The following is an 18,032-nucleotide window of genomic DNA, read 5'->3' on the forward strand; positions in this document are numbered from 1 at the left end:
ATGGGCTCGCGGTTAGCCCTATTCGCCCATTTATTCGCTCTTTATTGGTTGTTTCAGGTCATTAGTGGCCCATCTCGCTATCCGGCTCCGAGAAGCGTGCGGATCGCGGTGATGATGAGCTGCACGGCGAGGGCGGACAGCAGCAGGCCCGCGATGCGGGTGACGAGCTCGACGCCGTTCTCCTTTATGACCCGGATGATGGTCACCGAGAAGCGCATGAACACCCACAGCAGGAGGTGCACGGCCGCGATGGCCAGGGCCAGCGCCAGGATGCCGCCCTCCTTCTGGCCGGCCTGCTGGGCGAAGACGATCGTCGCGACGATGGCTCCCGGACCGGCCAGCAGCGGGGTGCCGAGCGGGACGAGGGCGACGTTCACGTTGGACTTCATCGTGCCGGGGGGCGGCTCGGTCTCTCCGGTGAGCAGCTGCAGCGCCACCAGCAGGAGCAGCAGGCCACCGGCGATCTGCATGGCCGCCACCTCGACGTGCAGGTATCCCAGGATCGCCTGGCCGAAGACCGCGAAGACCACGACGAGGCAGAACGCGACGATGGGCGCCTGCCAGGCGATGCGTTTACGCTCCTGCGCCGTGCGGCCGCGGGTGTAGGCCAGGAAGAGGGGGATGATGCCGGGCGGGTCCATGATGACGAACATGGTGACGAACGCCTCGACGAAGAACTGGACGTCCAACGTGCACTCCCCTGAACGGTCGTGAGGGGAGCGGTGGATGCCTGATCAGATGTCCTCGCCGCCCAGGCGCGGCGAGAACGCGCCGAGGGGCAGGTCGAGAGTCTGGTCCTGGTCGCGCAGGTCACGCAGGGAGAGCTCGGCCAGGGTCAGCATGTAGCCCGCCTCGGCGGGCCAGACGACCGCCCACAGCCAGTTGCCCAGCGCCTCTCCGGCATAGACCGCCCGGTCGGGGGCGGCGGACTCCACGCACCACAGCGCGGCCGGGTGTCCCTTGACCTCGACCTTGGCGTGCGGCGGCCCCTCGTCGAACCCGGCGCCCGGGTCGGTGCCCTCCAGCCCGGCGAACCCGGCACCCAGGCCCACCCCGGGCTCCTCTGCGACGATCAGCAGGTCGGCCGGCCCGTGGATCAGTGAGGGGCCGCTGAGGGCGACCACGGTGGCCCTGACGCCGCTGCGCTCGTCTCCCGCCTCGGCGAAGCCGGTGACCAGCCAGCCCTGCGGCAGGGGCCACGGCAGCCAGACGGGCACGAGGGCGCTGTGGCTGACGGCCTCCGCAGCGGCGGCGGAGGGCCGCCTCGGTGGCTGCAGTGGCAGGACGTCGCCGTGCGGGCCACATCGCCAGGCGCTTGACCAAGCGCTCGGCGGACGGAGCGGGCCGAAACAGCGCGGGCAGGTAGGCGCGGCTCTCACGCCTACCCACGGTGCTTTGTCAGTGCCCGGTTCGTCAAGGGCACACCGCGTTATCCGACCGTAATCTTATCAATGTGCGCGTAAATTGTGTGGGAGCGATCATCCGTGACCGCTCTGGGCGAATGCTCCTTATACGTCGCGGTCAACCGCCCGGTGAGGGCATGTGGTCGATCCCCGGCGGCCGAGTCGAGCCAGGCGAGTCGGACGCCGACGCGGTGGCCCGCGAGGTGCTGGAGGAGACCGGCCTGACGATCGTGCCGGGTCTCCTGGCCGGAGCCGTCGAGCGTCCCGGGCCGGGCGGCGTCGTCTACGCGATCCGCGACTACCTGGCCGTCGTCTCCGGCGGCACGCTCTGTGCCGGAGACGACGCCGCGGACGCGCGGTGGTTCGCCGCCGACGAGGTCGTACGGCTCCCGCTCTCCCCCGGCCTGCTGGACGCCCTCGTCGCGTGGGCGGTCATCGAGCCGCGGTCAGGGTCGAACGCCACAGCGTGAGGTGGTCGGCGTTGTAGGTGGTGGACCTGCCCAGGGCCACCACCTGGCCGCCGGAGACCGCGACCGCGCCCAGCCACTGGGCGCCGTCGCCGCCCAGGCTGCTCTGGACGGGGGCGTGGCGCTGCCAGTTCAGCCCGTCCTCGGAGGTCCACGCCACGCTGTCGCCCTCCCCGGGAATCCCCTGCCAGCCGACCGCCACCACACCCTCCGTGGTCGCGGCCAGATCCTGTACGGCGGCCGCCCCGTCAGCCGGGAGCCAGGAGAACTCCCAGGTCGAGCCGTTGTCGGCGGACACCGCTCCGAAGGCCCGGAGCCCGTCTCCGGTCTGGGCGGCACCGGTGGCGACGATGCGCCCGCCGTACAGGACCACGTGCCGCAGTCCCGCCGACGTCGCGCCCGCAGGCAGGACGGGCTTGCGCGCGGTCCAGGTGACCCCGTCGGCCGAGACCCAGACCACGCCGGCCTCGTGTCCCGCATCGCCGACGCCGCCGACGGCCACGTACCCGGACGAGGTCACCGAGACGTCGTGCAGCCGCACCCCGCCGCCACCGGCGGGCAGCTTCCCCGCCCTGGTGTAGCGCTTGAGGTCGGGGGAGAACCACAGGACCGGGACGGTACCGGCCGGGCCGCGGTCCTCACCGGCCAGGACGTAGCCGGACGGGCCGGCGGCGACCGCGTGGGGGGCGAGGAAGTCGTGTTCGGCGGCCGGGGCGAGGGGGCCCAGAACGGGCACCCTGCGCCAGTTCCTGCCGTCGTCGGAGGTGACGAGCAGCGGCCCGGTGGAGGAGGCGTCGGTCATGGCGCTGCCCACGGCCAGCCAGCCCTGCTTGCTCCGCGCGACATCGCTGAGCGCCTGTCGCCGCGGACCGCCGAGGATCTGCGCAGGACCACCGGGCTTCCAGCTCTCCCCGTCCGTGCTGGTCCAGATGCCCGCGTCGCCGGACGCGGCGCCCACGGCGACGAACCCGCCGCCCGCCGCGGCCACCCGGGCCGTCTCACGGGCGGCTCTGGTGAGTCCGTCGATCCCGCCCAGGGGAACCGGCCGTGCCTGGCCTCCCTTGGGCGCGGTGATGAGGACCAGGCGGTTGTCCACGTCGGCGGCGCGCTCGTCGCCGCCGACGACGAGCGTGCCGTTGTCGGAGACGGCCAGCGCGCGCAGCGATCCGGGCACCTGACCCAGGTCGGTGGTCATGCTCCAGTCATGGCCGTCCCGGCTGGTGTAGACGGCGTAGCGCTCGAAGCTCGATTCGACGATCGCGGCCACCCCGGACGGGGAGGAGGCCAGGCGTCTGACACCCGAGCCGTCGGGGGCCAGGCCGCCGATCGTGCCGCACCGGGACCAGTCGGCGCCCTGAGGCGAGCAGTAGACGGCGACCTCGCCCTTGTCGCTGCGTTGCTGGGTCGGGACGAGCACGAACCCGCCGGCGGCCACCGCCAACGCGCCCGATTCGGGGACGACACCGGCCGGCGCCGCGCCGGACCGCAGCCAGCTCCTGCCGCCGTCGGCCGAGCGCAGGACCACCGGGGTGGACCCGCCCTGCGCCGGATCGCCCAGCGCCACCGCGGTGTCGCCCTTGGCGACGACCGCCCTGAGGCTGCGGACCCCGTCCGGCAGGCCGGCCTTGCCGGTGCTCACCCGCTCCCAGCCCCACCCGTCCGGTGAGACCCAGGCGACGGCCCCGGTGGTGCCGTCCGGGAGCACGGTCGTTCCGACCGCGACGAAGCCCGACGAGGTCCTGGCCAGGTCCGCGATCTTGTCTCCGGCCGAGAACGCGTTCAGGCCGCCGGGGTCCACCGCGCTCCAGCTGTAGCCGTCGGCGCTGGTCCACAGGCCGCGTCCGGCGCCGAGGGGGTCGTTGCCCGCGGCCACCCAGCGGCCGTCACCGCCCGTCACCAGGCCCACCGTGGTCGGCCCCGCCTCGTGGTTCACCGGTCCGGTCACCTTGCCCAGCCGCCAGGTTCCGCCGCCGTCCGGAGAGACCAGGAACAGCGGCCGGGGGACGGGGCTGGTGGTGTCGCTGCCCACGGCGACCGTCATCGAGCCCGCCGAGGCCACGGCGTTGAGCACCTGGCTCGATCCGTCACCGCCGGCGTTGGACGGCGGCACGAAGTTCGCGTCCCCGGAGCGCACCTCGTCGCCGACCAGCCGCAGGCCGCCGGTGAACGGTCCGCTCACCCACTCCCACAGCACCAGGCCGCCGCCGACCGCGACGGTCAGGACCAGCACCATCAGGAAGGGGATCACCAGGCCACGGCCGCGCCTGCGCCGGGTCGGGCTGGAGCGGCGCATGGCGGAGGGCGCGGGGGCCGCGCGGTGGTGCCGCCCGCCGTTCGGGCCTCGCGTGCCGGACGGGCCCTGCGCGACCAGCAGGTCCGGCCGGGCCGGGCGGCCCCCGGGAGGGCGTCCGACGCGGCGTACCGGCTCGAAGTCGTCCTGCGCCGGTACGGCGGGCTCGGGGTCCGGTTCCGATGTCGCATGAGCGCGGGGCCCGGGCCGGATCCCGTCTTCCGGATCGCGCCGTGGCCCGGAGGCGACCAGCAGGTCCGGGCGTACGTTCCGGGGCTCGCGAGGTGGCTCGGAGCCGGCCGAGGAGGCGACCAACAGGTCCGGGCGCACGTTCCGGGGCTCGCGGGGCGGCTCGGAGCCGGCCGGGGGGCCGGGGTGGTCGTCCCCGTCCTCGACGCGGGACTCACGCCGCGGCCCGGAGGCGACCAGCAGGTCCGGGCGGTCCGCCATCCGCCGGCGCGACGGCGGCTCGGGCCGGGCGCTCTCCCCCTCCGGTTCGGAGGTCCGCCTTCCCGGGGGCGGGTAGCCGGCACCGGGCGCATGGCCGGGCGGATCGCCGGCACCGGGCGGGTCGGATGGCGGGCCGGCGGGAGAACGGCCGGAGGAGGCGTAGGGCTGGGTGTGGGCGCGGCGGCGTTCGCCGCCCAGGCCCTCGGGACGGGCCTGAAGGGGCTCGCTGTCGTCCGGGGTGGGCGCGGCGAACGGAGGGAGCATCCAGGGGGAGGCCAGCGGGAGACCTCGGGTGCTGTCGTCGGCGGGACCGGGCGGAAAGTGCTGGATCGTCGGAGGGGAATCCTGGGGCTCGTGAGGTCCGGTCGCGGGTGCGGCCTCGCCTCGGACGTCGTCGTCTTCCGCCGGCCACTCTCGCGAGCGCGGGTCGTGGGGGCCCGAGGCCACGCTCAGCACCTCCTGTAGGAAGCCCGTTTCCGTCCGGGGCCACCACCCCGGGCCGTTCCAGCCGTCTCCGTGACGCCCTGCCGCAACCCCTATGGGGACGGCGGATCGCACGCGACCTTACTCCTACCCCGTTCCATCGAAACGATCACCTCCCGTCGGCCGGATGGCCGGGGCTCGGCCGTACACAATCCAGAGCAACACGTCGAAGCCGCGATGACGAGACCTCTCTAGTCAGATTTATCTGTGCAGCACCGGAATTATCACCGTTTGCCCCATAATTCCGAGACTCGTAGCCGGGAAGGCCCGCTCCGCTCGCGGACAGAACCGGCCCCAGTGCGGATTAGTTCACAGACGCCCGCTCCAGGGAGGCGTACACCTGACGGAAGGAAACCACCACCCCGGGGAGCAGACGATGAAACGGCTGGGGCCCGTCCACACACTGGCGGCCGGAGCGGCGACGACCGTCGTACTCGGCGCGCTCAGCGTCACCACCATGCCGGCCACGGGGAACGTGGCCGCGCGGGAGACGCCCGTCGCGGCGGCCACCCCGGCACCACCGACCGCCTCGGCGGCGCCGGCCGCCTCCGAGACCGCCGCGACCACCAGGCCCACTCCCGTGAAGGCCGACTACGCCGGACGGGTCAAGGGCAACGGCGGCCTGATCGCCATCTCCGTTCGCGACGGCAAGGCGATCGCCTATTTCTGCGACGGCAGGGTCGAGGCCTGGCTCAAGGGCAGGGCGGCCGACGGCCGGCTAGCCCTGTCCGGGCCCGGCAACGCGTCCCTGGTCGCGCGGCTCGGCGGCGGCAAGGCCGCCGGGAGGCTGGAGTTCGGCGGCGACCGATGGGACTTCGGCGCACCCACCGTCAAGAAGCCCTCCGGGCTCTATCGCGCGAGCGCGGTCGTCCGCGGCGCGAAGGTGCGCGCCGGCTGGATCTACCTGGACGACGGCAGCCGGGTCGGGCTGACCCTCGTCGACGGCGAGCCCGCCGACGTGGCGATCCCGGAGCCGGGTGAGAACGCGATCGTCAACGGCCGGCAGATCGAGCCCGAGGACGTCGACGAGTTCATTGGAGAGTTCTGATGAGTGACACACAGGCCTCGCGGATCCCGCACGGACGCGGCCTCGCCCCGCTGCTGCTGCCGCTCGCCGTCGGCGCCCTGATCGCGGTCGGGCTGGGCGTGTACGGTCGCGCCCACGTCCCCACCGGCTACGCGATCGGCCCGGCCGGGTTCTCCGGGCCGCTGGCCATGAAGTCATGGCTCACCACGGGCGCGTTCCTGCTGGGACTGGTCCAGCTCTTCTCCGCCCTGGTGATGTGGGGCCGGATCAGGCTGCGGGCGCCGTGGATCGCCACCCTGCACCGCTGGTCGGGCCGGGTGGCGTTCCTGCTGACGATCCCGGTGGCCTTCCACTGCCTGTACGCGCTGGGCGCCCAGTACGACACACCCCGGGTGATGGTCCACTCGCTGCTGGGCTGCTTCTTCTACGGCGTGTTCGCCGCGAAGATGCTGGCGCTGCCCCGGCGGGGACTGCCCGGCTGGACCCTCCCGGTGCTCGGCGGCCTGGCCTTCACCGCCCTGACCGGGCTCTGGCTGACCTCGGCGCTGTGGTTCTTCACCGCGATCGGGATCACGCTGTAGACGGGGGCCGGGACACGCCCCGGGCGACGGCCGGGACACATCCCGGATCACGCCGCTGGCGACGGCCGGGACACGCCCCGGGTGACGGTTCGGATCACGCCGCGGGCGGGGTGAAGGCGCCGGTGCGGCCGAGTCCCGCGGCCCTGCCCTTGGCCGCCACCACCAGCGCCATCTTCCTGGACGCCTCGTCGATCATCTCGTCACCGAGCATGACCGCGCCGCGCTTTTCGACCGTCGTGTAGTACTCGTACGCGTCGAGGATCAGCTCGGCGCGGTCATAGTCCTCCTGGGAGGGTGAGAACACCTCGTTGGCCGCCTCGACCTGGCTCGGGTGGAGCACCCACTTGCCGTCGAAGCCGAGCGCCGCGGCCCGTCCGGCCACCCGGCGGTAGCCGTCCAGATCCTTGATCGCCAGGTACGGGCCGTCGATGGCCTGCAGGTCGTGCGTACGGGCGGCCATCAGGATGCGCATCAGGATGTAGTGGTAGGCGTCACCCTCTGTGTAGCCGGGAGGCTGCTCACCGACCACCAGGGTCCGCATGTTGATCGAGGCCATGAAGTCGGCGGGGCCGAAGACCAGCGTCTCCAGGCGCGCGGACGAGCCACCGATGGCGTCGACGTTGACCAGGCCCCGGGCGTTCTCGATCTGGGCCTCGATGCCGATCCGGCCGATCTCCAGGCCGTTGGCCTTCTCGATCTGGGTGAGCAGCGTGTCGAGCCAGACCACCTGGGTCGGGTCCTCCACTTTGGGCAGCATCAGGCAGTCGAGGAACTCCCCCGCACCCTCCACGACCTCGATGACGTCCCGGTAGGTCCACTGCGTGCCCAGGTCGTTGACCCGCACGACCCTCGTCTTGCCCGACCAGTCGCCCTCGCGCAGGGCCGCCACGATGTTCTTGCGCGCCCCCTCCTTGGCCAGCGGGGCGACGGAGTCCTCGAGGTCGAGGAAGACCTCGTCGGCGGGCAGGCCCTGGGCCTTCTCCAGGAAGCGGGGGTTGCTGCCGGGCACCGCCAGGCACGAACGTCGCGAGCGCATGGGCAACACGCTAGCGGCCGTCTCGTCTCCCGCGACAGAGCGGGCCGATCTATGGCCCTCATACAAAGAGCGGGGCCCGTTGTTGGCACTGATCTCGTACGCCTCCTGTCCGATATGTCCGAACAATAGGCTTTACGCACTGGTAAGGGAGACATTCACCATGGCAAACGCTTCTTCGGTGGCCCGGCCCGCCGTACTGTCCGACCTCATCCCCGCCTCCCGCGTCCGCGACATCGCGCTCGTGCTCGGCGGCGCCGCCCTGACGGGCCTGGCCGCGCAGCTCAGCTTCCCGATGCCCGGCTCACCGGTGCCGGTGAGCGGTCAGACGTTCGCGGTCGTGCTGGTCGGCGCGGCGCTCGGGATGAACCGGGCGGTGCTGAGCATGGCGCTCTACATCCTCCTCGGCGTCGCGGGCGTGCCGTGGTTCGCCGGCGGCGCCTCCGGCTTCGGCGGTGCCACCTTCGGCTACGTCATCGGCTTCATCGCCGCCGCGGCCCTCGTCGGCAAGCTCGCCGAGCGCGGCGGCGACCGCACCGTCGCGCGCACGGTCGGCACGATGGTCCTCGGCAACCTGACGATCTACGCCTTCGGACTGCCGGTCCTCATGGCCGTCACCGGACTGGGCCTCGGCGCGGCGCTCGCCGTGGGCGTGATCCCGTTCCTGGCCGGCGACGCTCTCAAGATCGCCGTCGCGGCCGGTCTGCTCCCGGCGGCGTGGAAGCTCTCCCGCCGCTGACCGGAGGAGTGCCTACGGCCTGCCCGCCCCGGCTCCGGGAGGGGCAGGCCGTACATTCGTCTCATGGGTGTGATCGAAGAGGGCGCCAAGAAGTCGGGGGTCCTGTGGCTGTCGCTGGACCGGCCCCGGCTGGCCTGGCACGCGTGGCACGACGGGGCGATCTACGTGGTCACCGGTGGCGGCGAGCAGTCGTTGCCCGGCCTCGCCGAGTCCGGGCGGGTCCAGGTGACGCTGCGGAGCAAGGACAACGGCGCCCGGCTGATCGCCTTCGAGGCCGACGTCGAGGTGGTGGACCAGGCGCGGTCCGCCGAGGCGGTGGCCGCGCTCGCCAAGGAGCGGCTCAACGCGGTCGACGGCGCGGGCCTGACGGCCCGCTGGGCCGCCGGCTTGCAGGTGGTACGGCTCACGCCACGCGAACCGGCTCCCTGACCTCCACCACGGCGGGCGGCAGGTCGGCCGTCGCCCGCTGGGCCAGGTAGGCGCCGGTCAGGACGATGAGGCCGCCGGCGATCTGGAAGGGCCCGAGAGCCTCTCCCACCAGGACCCAGGCGACCACCGCTCCGGCGATGACCTCCAGCGAGGCCACCGTCGAGCCGATGGCGGCCGACAGGCGACGGACCGCTATGACGCCGAGGATGTAGGCGACGACCGTGGCGATCACGATCATCCAGATCACCGCCGCCAGCACCGGCAGCGCGTGGCCGCCCTCGGGCGCCACGGTCCGGCCGAACGCCGCCCACGGGATGTTCCACGGCTGGGAGACCGGAACGAGCACCACGGCGGCGCCCGCCATCCCCCAGGCGATCAGTCCGAGCGGGTCGACGTCGTCGCCGAAGCCGTCGCTGAGCAGGAAGTATCCGGCGCTGCACACCGCCGCGCCCAAGGCCAGCAGCAGGCCCAGCGGGTCCAGCGCCAGGCCCGACCAGACCTCGACCACGACGCCGAGGCCGATCAGTGCGACCACGGCGCCGATGAAGGCGGCGCGCGGCAGCCGTACCCGGCGGACGAACCGCACCCAGAGCACGACCAGCACCGGCGAGGTGTACTCGATCAGCAGGGTCACGCCCACCGGCAGCCGGGTGATCGCCGCGAAGTACAGCGCCTGCACCCCGGCCACCGCGACCACCGCGTAGGCCAGGAAGAACAGCAGCCGCGAGCGCGGGATGCGCAGCGCCCGGGGCCTGACCACCGCGAGGACGCCGACGAGCAGCAGTCCGGCGCCCGCCATACGCACCCAGACGGCCTCCAACGGGGCCAGGCCGGCCACGCCCAGATATTTCGCCGTCGGCCCGGAGAAGGCGAAACACCAGGACGACGCGATCGCGATCAGCAGACCGGCACGCCTCATAAGACACCACCCTGTAACTACCGTTTATATATTTTGATGCTGTCATGCCTGGATAGATCCCAGCAAGGGGCGTCCGAAATGTGAGCGCGCCTTGAACCGGTGACTCCGAAACGCGACCTACGCTTCAAATGTGAAGATCTTCATCGCACGGCTCGCCGGAACCCCGGTCTTCGACCCGGCCGGCGACCAGGTCGGCCGGGTGCGAGACGTGGTGGTCTCCATCGCCGGCTCCGCGCCACCGCGCGTGCACGGACTGGTCGTCGAGGTCCAGCCCCGGCGGCGGGTCTTCCTGCCCATCACCCGGGTGCGGGGCATCGAAGCCGGGTCGGTCGTCTTCAGCGGCCAGATCAACGTGCGCCGGTTCGAGCAGCGGGCGACGGAGAACCTGGCCATCGGCGAGATGCTCGACCTGGAGGTGGAGGCCGGGGGTGAGCGGATGACGGTCCTGGATCTGGCGATGGAGGAGACCGGTCGCGCCGAGTGGCTGATCACCAAGGTTGCGGTGATCAAGAGCGGCCCACGCCTGGGACTGCGGCGGCGCGGCCCGACGAAGATCGTTGACTGGTCCGAGGTCAAGGGCTTCGGCGCGGTGCAGAAGGACCAGGGCGCGGCCAACCTGCTGGTCGCCTTCGAGACGATGCGCGCGGCCGACCTCGCCAGCGCCCTGCACGAACTGCCGGACAAGCGGCGTGCCGAGGTGGCCGCGGCACTCGACGACGTACGGCTCGCCGACGTGCTCGAAGAACTTCCCGAACGCGACCAGATCGGCATCATGAGCCGGCTCTCGCCGGGCCGGGCCGCCGACGTACTGGAGGAGATGAACCCCGACGACGCGGCCGACCTGCTGCAGGACCTCCCCGCCGAGCAGGCCGAGGCGCTGATGGCGCTGATGGAGCCGGAGGAGGCGGCGTCGGTGCGGCGGCTGCTGGTCTACCCGGAGGACACCGCGGGCGGCATCATGACGAGCGAACCCGTGGTGCTCCCCCCGAACGCCACCGTCGCCGAGGCTCTGGCCCATATCCGCCAACCGGACGTCACCCCGACGGTGGCCGCGCAGGTCTACGTGGCCCGGCAGCCCATCGAGACGCCCACCGGCCGGTATCTCGGCCTCGCCCACTTCCAGCGGCTGCTGCGCGAGCCCCCTTCCGCCCTGCTCGGCGGCGTCATGGACACCTCCATCGACCCGATCCGGCCGGAGTTCAGCCTGAACCAGGTGACCTCCTACCTGGCCACCTACAATCTGATGGCGGTCCCCGTGGTGGACGAGGCCGGCCGCCTGGTCGGTGCCGTCACCGTGGACGACGTGCTCGACCACCTGCTGCCCGAGGACTGGCGCGAGCGGAATGACGTGGAGGGGAGCCGGTCATGACCGAACGGCTCGACCAGCCCAGACAGCAGGGCCTGCGCCTGCGCCCGCACTACGACCCGGAGGCCTTCGGGCGGCTGTCGGAGCAGATCGCCCGTTTCCTCGGCACCGCCAGGTTCCTCGTCTACATGACCGTCTTCGTGGCGGCCTGGGTCCTGTGGAACGCCTTCGCCCCGGAGGGCTGGCGCTTCGACCCCTACCCGTTCATCTTCCTCACGCTGATGCTCTCGCTCCAGGCGTCCTACGCCGCGCCGTTGATCCTGCTCGCCCAGAACCGGCAGGCCGACCGGGATCGAGTCCAGAGTGAGCTCGACCGCGGAGCGGCCGAGCGGAACCAGGCCGACGTCGAATACCTGACTCGGGAGATCGCGGCCCTGCGCATCGCGCTCGGCGAGGTGGCCACCCGCGACTACATCCGCTCGGAGCTGCAGCGCCTGCAGGAGGAGCTCCAGGAGCCGTACGAGCCGTCGGCCGCGTCCCGCTCCGGTGAGGCACGTTAGGCGAAGAAGAGCTTGTTCAGCATCGCCGCGCACTGACGCAGCTCGTCGGTGTCGAGCACGTCCAGGAACTGGGCGCGGATGCCGCGCAGGTAGGTGGGGGTCGCCTCGGCCAGCCGTACGGCGCCGTCGTCGGTGAGCACCGCGAACAGGCCCCGCGCGTCGCTGGGACAGGCTTCGCGCTCGACCAGCCCGTCGCGCTGGAGGCGATCGATGAGCCGGGTCAGGCCGCTGCGCGAAAGAAGCACCCGCTCGGCCAGGTCGTTCATCCGCAGCCGCCGGTCCGGGGACTCCGACAACTGCGTCAACACGTCGTAGGAGGCCAGCGCCAGGTCGTGCTCGACCAGCAGATCGGCCTCCAGCATCCGGGTGATGCGCACCTGGGCCCGCTGGAGCATGCGCCAGACCGCCAGCTCCTCGGAGTCGAGGGTCTCACTTGACTCGCCTGCTGTCAGGGTCACGCAGTAACCTTAGAACGTTGCACGCGCATCTACACAGCGAATTGTCCGAATCTGGCGGTCACCGCCGGATCCGGAATTCCTCGCGGGATCCCTGGGTTCTTACCATGGGTCCGTGACTCCTCCGCTCCCTCCCGGAGCGGCTTCTCGCCAAGCCACATGGGCGTCGCGACGGACAGGACCGCCCGCACAACGCCCGGACAACAATAGACAAGGAGGGACGGCATCCTCCCGTCGCCTCAGGGTGACGGTCTGTTGCCGACATTTCGATGGCACCTACCCCGGAACTGGTGATGGCCGCTCTCGCGACCGTCAACGACCCTGAGATCCGTCGGCCGATCACCGAAATCGACATGGTCAAGAGCGTCGACATCTCCCCTGACGGGACGGTGCGCGTCGGGATCTTCCTCACCGTGTCGGGCTGCCCCATGAAGGACACCATCACCCGTGACGTCACCGCCGCGGTCTCCAGGATCGACGGAGTGACCGGCGTCCAGGTCGAGATGGACGTGATGAGCACCGAGCAGCGCAAGGCGCTGCAGACCAAGCTGCGCGGCAACAAGGGCCCCGAGAAGGAGATCCCCTTCGCCCAGGCCGGCTCGCTGACCCGCGTCTTCGCGGTCGCGTCGGGCAAGGGCGGCGTCGGCAAGTCCTCCGTCACCGTCAACCTGGCCGCCTCGATGGCCGCCAACGGCCTCAAGGTCGGCGTCGTGGACGCCGACATCTACGGCCACAGCATTCCCCGCATGCTCGGCGTCTCCGAGCGACCCACCAAGGTCGAGGACATGATCATGCCGCCGGTGGCGCATGACATCAAGGTCATCTCGGTGGGCATGTTCAAGCCCGAGGGCAACACCCCGGTCGTGTGGCGTGGCCCGATGCTGGACCGGGCGCTGCACCAGTTCCTCGCCGACGTCTACTGGGGCGACCTCGACGTCCTGCTGATGGACCTGCCCCCGGGCACCGGCGACATCGCGATCTCGGTGGCCCAGCGGATGCCCTCGGCCGAGATCCTCGTGGTGACCACCCCGCAGCAGGCCGCCGCCGAGGTGGCCGAGCGGGCCGGGTCGATCGCCATACAGACCCACCAGCAGATCGCCGGCGTCATCGAGAACATGTCCTGGCTGCCCTGCCCGCACTGCGACGAGCGGATCTCCGTCTTCGGCGAGGGCGGCGGCCAGACCGTGGCCGACGCGCTCACCCGCACTCTGGGCGCCCGCGTGCCGCTCCTCGGCCAGGTGCCGATCGACACGCGGCTGCGCGAGGGCGGCGACGAGGGCAAGCCGCTGGTGCTGACCGACCCCGACGCCCCGGCCGCCGCCGAGCTGAGCCGCATCGCCGCCGGTCTGAGCAAGAAGTCCGGCAGCCTCAAGGGCATGCAGCTGGGCATCTCCCCCACCAGGGGCCGCTAGGGGCGCAAAAGCCGCCAGATGCGGGAGCCCGTGCGACGGGCGACAGGCGCTCTCCTTCGAGGAGGGCGCCTGTCGCCGTGTCGGGCTGGAATCAGGTCGCCTCGGAGTCGTACGGCGGGATCTCGCCGTATCCGAGCTCACCGGCCGCCTCGGCGGCGTAGGAGTCGACGTGGACCGGGGCGGCGACCGCCGCAGCGGCCGCCGGGCGGTTCCAGTCGTCCTCCAGGTCACCGGTGAGGTGCTTGCGGACGAAGTTCTTCGGGTTGAGGTCGGCCGGGTCGAAGTTGGCGAACTCGGGACCCAGCCCGGCCTGCAGGTCGCTCTTGGCGGTGTTGGCCAGCTGGCGGAGGTTGCGCAGCGTCTTGCCCGCCTGAGCCGCCGCCTGGGGCAGCTTCTCCGGGCCGAAGACGAGAAGGGCGATGACCACCAGCGCCACGATCTCAGGCCAGCCGAGTCCGAACACGGTGATCTCCTACCGGGACAACGCTAGGGCGACTCCCCGGGTATACACCCGGAGAGCTTCCAGACTAATGCCCTCAACCCCTAGCATGCACCCGTACATCGCTGGTCAAGAAGGCTGAGGCGTGGGCTGGACCGCGGCGGCGCCGACGATCACGGTGGCCGTCTTCTCCTGGCCGCCACGCTGGAACTTGAGGACCAGCTTCTCGCCGGGAGCCTTGTTCCGGATCAGCGCGATCAGTTCGGTGCTGTCCTGCACCACCGTGCCGTTGACCTCCAGGATGATGTCGCCGGGCTTGAGACCCGCCTTGTCGGCGGGGCCGTTCGGCTCGATCGGACGGGTGCCCTGCTTGACCTCGCTGTCGATGCGGACACCGGCGCCCTGGTAGCTCTGGTCGATGGTGATGCCGATCCGCGACTTCTTGGCGACGCCGGTGGTGACCAGTTCCTCGGCGATCCGGCGCGCGTGGTTGACCGGGATGGCGAAGCCGAGGCCGATGCTGCCGCTCTGTCCGCCGGCCGACCTGCCGAGCGTGGCGATCGCCGAGTTGACCCCGATGACCTCGCCGTTGGCGTTGACCAGCGGGCCGCCGGAGTTGCCGGGGTTGATGGCGGCGTCGGTCTGGATGGCGCTGAGCCAGGTGGTGTCGGAGCTGTTCTCCTCACCCGCCTGGACGGGACGGTTGAGCGAGCTGACGATGCCCGAGGTGACCGTGCCGACGAGGCCGAGCGGGGAGCCGATGGCGACGACCGGGTCGCCCACCACCACGTTGTCGGAGTTGCCGAGGCTGATCTCCGGAGCGCCGAAGGTCTCGTCGGGCTTGACCACCGCGAGGTCGGACTCGGGGTCACGGCCGACGATCCGGGCGGCGGTGGACTTGCGGTTGTTGAACTGGATCTGGATCTCACCGCCCGGCGCGGCGGCGGCGACCACGTGGTTGTTGGTCACCACGTAGCCTCCCTTGATCAGGAAGCCCGAGCCGGTGCTCGCGCTGGTGCCGCCGTCGACGGCGAGTGAGACCACGCTGGGCAGGACCTTGGCGGCCACCCCCGCGATCGAGTCCGGGGGCCGGGAGTTGGTGCCGCTCGGCGCCTTCCCCAGGGAGAAGGAGGGGTCGCGGCCCGAGACGGAAGGACGGGTGAGCAGGTAGGTGCCGACACTCCCCAGCGTCGAGGCCAGCAGCGCGATCACCACGGCGAGGGCGACCAGCGTGCCGGTGCGCGGCCCGCGCCGGGGGGCGGCCACGACACTCCCGAAGGCTCCGGGGGGCGGCGCCCAGCCGGGACCCATGCCGAAGGCCTGGGAGGGCGGAGGAGGCGGACCGGCCGGCGCGGCGAAGACCGCCGTGTCCTGCCGCGCCCTGCCCGAGGGATCGCCCCAGCCGCTCTCGCCGGACTGCCCGATGCCGCCCTGCTGCCCGGCCTGACCCCAACGCCCCTGACCCGGCGGCTCACCGAGCTGGCTCCAGCCGTCGTCACGGGGTCGGCCGTCATGCGAGGACGCCGCCTCGTCGGCGGGCAGGAAGTCCGGACGAGAGAACTCGGGGGCCTGGCCTCCGTCGTCGGTGAAATCCGACGGCGTACGCCCCTCAGCACCGTGCGCCTCGTGGGTACGGGTCTCGTCGGTCATCGAATGTTCACCACTCCTTGCCTCGTACGAGGCCGCTCACGGGGGTACCCCGGCAATCTTCCCCCGAACGGGATACGAGAGATGTAAAGCGCGCCTTAGCCGAAGGGATTGACCCAGGACAGCAGACGGCTCGCGCCTCGGCCGAGCCGCGTCCACAGGCCTGGCACGGGCTCGTGCGGCAGAGCCGCGACCGCGACGTCGACCACGTCGGCCGGAGCGTCCGCGAAGACGGTGTAGACATGACCTCCACTCGCCCAGATCGCCTCCTGCTCGGCTGAGTCCCGGATCCAGATCGTATGCCCGTTGCGCTGTTGAGCATGCCAGCCGTCGAGCCGTTCCTCATCGAGCATCCCCGGCTGGATGAAAACGGACACGATCGACAAGCCATCTGAATATCCCAGGTACAAGTATCCAGGAGACGCGTCGTGCGCGGCGAACAGCTCAAGCCTGCCGGGCAGCGTCTCCGGGAAACGCCAGCCCCGGGCGGGCAGGGCGGACAACTCGGCGAGGTCGAACCCGCCGACGGCCGGCACCGGAGCGGTGGCCCTGCGAGTCGGTCCGACGGTCAGGTCGACGAAGGCCCCCGCGTGGACGACCCTGCCGTGATCGTCGAGAAGCTCGCGGCGCAGCATCAGCCCGCCGACCACGTCGAGCCAGTAACGGGCGGCGACCGTGCCGTCCGCGCGCACGGCCTGAACCAGGCGGGCCGGCCGGCCGCAGACACGCCCCTCGCCGGCGGTCACGACCCGGTAGTTGCGGGCCAGCACCTCGAGCATGGTCTCGGAAGGACTGGTCATGCCGCCGGCGGGCGTGCCGAGGTCCACTTTCTGGACCTGGCCCGACGGCTGGGCGTGCACGGTCAGCCCCTCGCCGGGGACGTTGCGGACCTCCAGCACCGACGAGACCGAACGCGACCGGCCCCAGGCGGTGACGTATTGGGTGCCGGAGTATTCGCGGATACGGCCCGCGATCGCCGCCTCGCGCAGCAGGTGCAGGCCGGTGTCCTCGCTCTCGGAGCTGTCGGACTCGTCCGGCGGCGTGGCGTGCGCCGGACTGCCCGCCACCAGCCCCAGCAGCATGACGACCGTGAGGAGAAGGGTGGCGGGCAGCCGGATCACGGAGTGGGCGAGAAGGTCGGCGTCGCCGGCCCTCCGTAAGGCGCGGTGTGCCTGTGCTGGTTGGCGAACATGTCGACCGGCGGTACGCGCGGGCCGGGGTCGGACCCGCCCGCGACGAACAGCGTGCCGATCGCCACGGCCGCGGAGGCGACGCCCACCGCGACGTAACCCGCCCGCCGGGCCCGGCGGGGGCCGCCGGCGCGACCGCGGGGCCGGTTGTCCGGCGGCGCGACGCTGTGCATGCTCGGGATCGGCGCACCGCCGAACGTCCGCGAGGTCGGGAAAGGCCGCTCACGCGGCGGTAACGGGCCGCCGGGCTCGGCCATCCGCAGCAACGACATGGTCAGGTCGGCGGGCATCGCGGGCCCGTCCAGCGATCGCAACCGGCTCTTCAGCGCCCGCATGGCGTCGACCTCGGCCCGGCAGGAGGCGCAGAAGGTCAGGTGCGACAGGGCACGGTCGCGCTCGTGATGGTTCAGCTCACCGTCGACCAGTGCGGAAACACGCTCTCCAAGATGACTCATGCCCACTCCTTGCCAAGCGGCTCGTCGTGACATTCGTCATGACTGTGGTTTCTCATGCGAACTCCTCCCCGCGGGTGATGGTCGGGGGGGATTGGTCGCCGCGCGGCGCGCGGTGCTCCAGTGCCTCGCGCAACTGCGCCCGGCCGCGGTGGATGCGGCTGCGAACCGTGCCGAGCTTCACGCCCAGCGTGGCGGCGATCTCCTCGTAGGACAACCCCTCGATGTCACACAGAACGACGGCCGCGCGGAACTCCGGCGCGAGCGCGTCGAGTGCGGCCTGAATGTCCGGCTCCAGATGGGTGTCGTCGTACACCTGGGCGGGAGACGGCTCGCGTCCGCGCAGCCGCTCGGCGGCGTCGTCGGCGAGCCCCTCGAACCTGATGCGCTGCTTGCGCCGCGCCATGTCGAGGAACAGGTTGGTGGTGATGCGGTGCAGCCAGCCCTCGAACGTGCCCGGTGTGTAGTTCGACAGGGACCGGAACACCCGGACGAAGACCTCCTGCGTGAGGTCCTCGGCGTCGTGCACGTTGCCGGTCAGCCGATAGGCCAGCCGGTAAACGCGCGCCGAGTGGTTCCTGACCACCTCCTCCCAAGTGGGAGGCGTCCAGTCAGGCATGGGAGCATCTGACTGGTGGTCGGGCTCCTCCACCAGCACTCCTCTCTCCGGGACCACCGCTATCGCCATAGTGCCTGGTTTCGTCCCTTCGTGCGTACTCACTACCTTCAGGACCGGCAAAGGCCGCTTAA

At 71.4% G+C, this 18,032-nt stretch carries 19 protein-coding genes; 8 read left to right on the forward strand and 11 right to left on the reverse strand.

Features of this window, described 5'->3' with window-relative positions; genetic code table 11:
• Window positions 1-77: 77 nt before the first annotated feature.
• Both ACQPYK_RS42610 and ACQPYK_RS42615 read right to left on the reverse strand, forming a co-directional pair.
• Window positions 78-689, reverse strand: coding sequence for a MarC family protein (locus ACQPYK_RS42610; protein WP_433244981.1), 612 nt, complete (start codon window positions 687-689; stop codon window positions 78-80).
• Between the two features lie 45 nt (window positions 690-734).
• Window positions 735-1,379, reverse strand: a complete 645-nt coding sequence (locus tag ACQPYK_RS42615) for a DUF6758 family protein (RefSeq protein WP_433244983.1) — start codon at window positions 1,377-1,379, stop codon at window positions 735-737.
• Between the two features lie 89 nt (window positions 1,380-1,468).
• Between ACQPYK_RS42615 and ACQPYK_RS42620 the strand changes: the two genes are divergently transcribed.
• Window positions 1,469-1,873 carry an NUDIX hydrolase gene (locus ACQPYK_RS42620; protein WP_433244986.1) on the forward strand — a complete coding sequence of 135 codons (405 nt, stop codon included), beginning with the start codon at window positions 1,469-1,471 and terminating at the stop codon, window positions 1,871-1,873.
• Here ACQPYK_RS42620 and ACQPYK_RS42625 read toward each other — a convergent pair.
• Window positions 1,836-5,057, reverse strand: a complete 3,222-nt coding sequence (locus tag ACQPYK_RS42625) for a hypothetical protein (protein ID WP_433244989.1) — start codon at window positions 5,055-5,057, stop codon at window positions 1,836-1,838. The genes ACQPYK_RS42620 and ACQPYK_RS42625 overlap by 38 nt on opposite strands.
• Window positions 5,058-5,469: 412 nt before the next feature.
• Between ACQPYK_RS42625 and ACQPYK_RS42630 the strand changes: the two genes are divergently transcribed.
• Window positions 5,470-6,141, forward strand: coding sequence for a hypothetical protein (locus ACQPYK_RS42630; RefSeq protein ID WP_433244992.1), 672 nt, complete (start codon window positions 5,470-5,472; stop codon window positions 6,139-6,141).
• Window positions 6,141-6,701, forward strand: a complete 561-nt coding sequence (locus ACQPYK_RS42635; RefSeq protein WP_433244995.1) for a DUF6529 family protein — start codon at window positions 6,141-6,143, stop codon at window positions 6,699-6,701. The genes ACQPYK_RS42630 and ACQPYK_RS42635 overlap by 1 nt, the downstream gene beginning before the upstream one ends.
• 94 nt (window positions 6,702-6,795) lie before the next feature.
• Here the strand turns inward: ACQPYK_RS42635 and ACQPYK_RS42640 are convergent, their stop codons facing one another.
• A complete protein-coding gene (locus ACQPYK_RS42640; protein ID WP_433244998.1) occupies window positions 6,796-7,737 on the reverse strand; it encodes an HpcH/HpaI aldolase/citrate lyase family protein in 942 nt (313 codons plus the stop codon).
• 160 nt (window positions 7,738-7,897) lie between these two features.
• Here ACQPYK_RS42640 and ACQPYK_RS42645 point away from each other — a divergent pair, with 160 nt between their 5' ends.
• Both ACQPYK_RS42645 and ACQPYK_RS42650 read left to right on the forward strand, forming a co-directional pair.
• On the forward strand, window positions 7,898-8,473 hold the full coding sequence (locus ACQPYK_RS42645) for a biotin transporter BioY (protein WP_433245001.1): 576 nt from the start codon (window positions 7,898-7,900) through the stop codon (window positions 8,471-8,473).
• Between the two features lie 63 nt (window positions 8,474-8,536).
• The gene (locus ACQPYK_RS42650; protein ID WP_433245004.1) at window positions 8,537-8,902 is read left to right on the forward strand and encodes a hypothetical protein; all 366 of its coding nucleotides are present in this window, start codon (window positions 8,537-8,539) and stop codon (window positions 8,900-8,902) included.
• Here the strand turns inward: ACQPYK_RS42650 and ACQPYK_RS42655 are convergent.
• Window positions 8,877-9,821 carry an EamA family transporter gene (locus ACQPYK_RS42655; RefSeq protein WP_433245007.1) on the reverse strand — a complete coding sequence of 315 codons (945 nt, stop codon included), beginning with the start codon at window positions 9,819-9,821 and terminating at the stop codon, window positions 8,877-8,879. The genes ACQPYK_RS42650 and ACQPYK_RS42655 overlap by 26 nt on opposite strands.
• 130 nt (window positions 9,822-9,951) lie before the next feature.
• On the opposite strand from ACQPYK_RS42655, the gene ACQPYK_RS42660 reads away from it, so the two are divergent.
• Together ACQPYK_RS42660 and ACQPYK_RS42665 are read left to right on the forward strand one after the other, a co-directional pair.
• The gene (locus ACQPYK_RS42660) at window positions 9,952-11,190 is read left to right on the forward strand and encodes a magnesium transporter MgtE N-terminal domain-containing protein (RefSeq protein ID WP_433245010.1); all 1,239 of its coding nucleotides are present in this window, start codon (window positions 9,952-9,954) and stop codon (window positions 11,188-11,190) included.
• Window positions 11,187-11,687, forward strand: coding sequence for a DUF1003 domain-containing protein (locus tag ACQPYK_RS42665; RefSeq protein WP_433245013.1), 501 nt, complete (start codon window positions 11,187-11,189; stop codon window positions 11,685-11,687). The genes ACQPYK_RS42660 and ACQPYK_RS42665 overlap by 4 nt, the downstream gene beginning before the upstream one ends.
• Here ACQPYK_RS42665 and ACQPYK_RS42670 read toward each other — a convergent pair.
• The gene (locus tag ACQPYK_RS42670; RefSeq protein WP_433245016.1) at window positions 11,684-12,145 is read right to left on the reverse strand and encodes a MarR family winged helix-turn-helix transcriptional regulator; all 462 of its coding nucleotides are present in this window, start codon (window positions 12,143-12,145) and stop codon (window positions 11,684-11,686) included. The two genes, ACQPYK_RS42665 and ACQPYK_RS42670, sit on opposite strands and share 4 nt — an antisense overlap.
• A 266-nt stretch (window positions 12,146-12,411) precedes the next feature.
• Here ACQPYK_RS42670 and ACQPYK_RS42675 point away from each other — a divergent pair, with 266 nt between their 5' ends.
• Window positions 12,412-13,554: an Mrp/NBP35 family ATP-binding protein gene (locus ACQPYK_RS42675; RefSeq protein ID WP_433245019.1), complete on the forward strand. Its 1,143-nt coding sequence runs from the start codon at window positions 12,412-12,414 to the stop codon at window positions 13,552-13,554.
• A gap of 91 nt (window positions 13,555-13,645) precedes the next feature.
• Here ACQPYK_RS42675 and ACQPYK_RS42680 read toward each other — a convergent pair whose 3' ends face one another.
• The 5 genes from ACQPYK_RS42680 to sigE form a co-directional block, all read right to left on the reverse strand.
• Complete coding sequence (locus ACQPYK_RS42680; protein WP_433245022.1) at window positions 13,646-14,017, reverse strand: sec-independent translocase; 372 nt, start codon at window positions 14,015-14,017, stop codon at window positions 13,646-13,648.
• 105 nt (window positions 14,018-14,122) lie between these two features.
• On the reverse strand, window positions 14,123-15,643 hold the full coding sequence (locus ACQPYK_RS42685) for a S1C family serine protease (RefSeq protein ID WP_433245025.1): 1,521 nt from the start codon (window positions 15,641-15,643) through the stop codon (window positions 14,123-14,125).
• A gap of 95 nt (window positions 15,644-15,738) precedes the next feature.
• Complete coding sequence (locus tag ACQPYK_RS42690; RefSeq protein WP_433245028.1) at window positions 15,739-16,761, reverse strand: sigma-E factor regulatory protein RseB domain-containing protein; 1,023 nt, start codon at window positions 16,759-16,761, stop codon at window positions 15,739-15,741.
• Window positions 16,758-17,285 carry an anti-sigma factor family protein gene (locus ACQPYK_RS42695; RefSeq protein ID WP_433245031.1) on the reverse strand — a complete coding sequence of 176 codons (528 nt, stop codon included), beginning with the start codon at window positions 17,283-17,285 and terminating at the stop codon, window positions 16,758-16,760. The genes ACQPYK_RS42690 and ACQPYK_RS42695 overlap by 4 nt, the downstream gene beginning before the upstream one ends.
• A gap of 52 nt (window positions 17,286-17,337) precedes the next feature.
• Complete coding sequence (gene sigE / locus ACQPYK_RS42700) at window positions 17,338-17,970, reverse strand: RNA polymerase sigma factor SigE (RefSeq protein ID WP_433245034.1); 633 nt, start codon at window positions 17,968-17,970, stop codon at window positions 17,338-17,340.
• Window positions 17,971-18,032 lie beyond the last annotated feature (62 nt).

Source organism: Streptosporangium sp. CA-135522 (assembly GCF_050949235.1).
Classification (GTDB): Bacteria; Actinomycetota; Actinomycetes; order Streptosporangiales; family Streptosporangiaceae; genus Streptosporangium.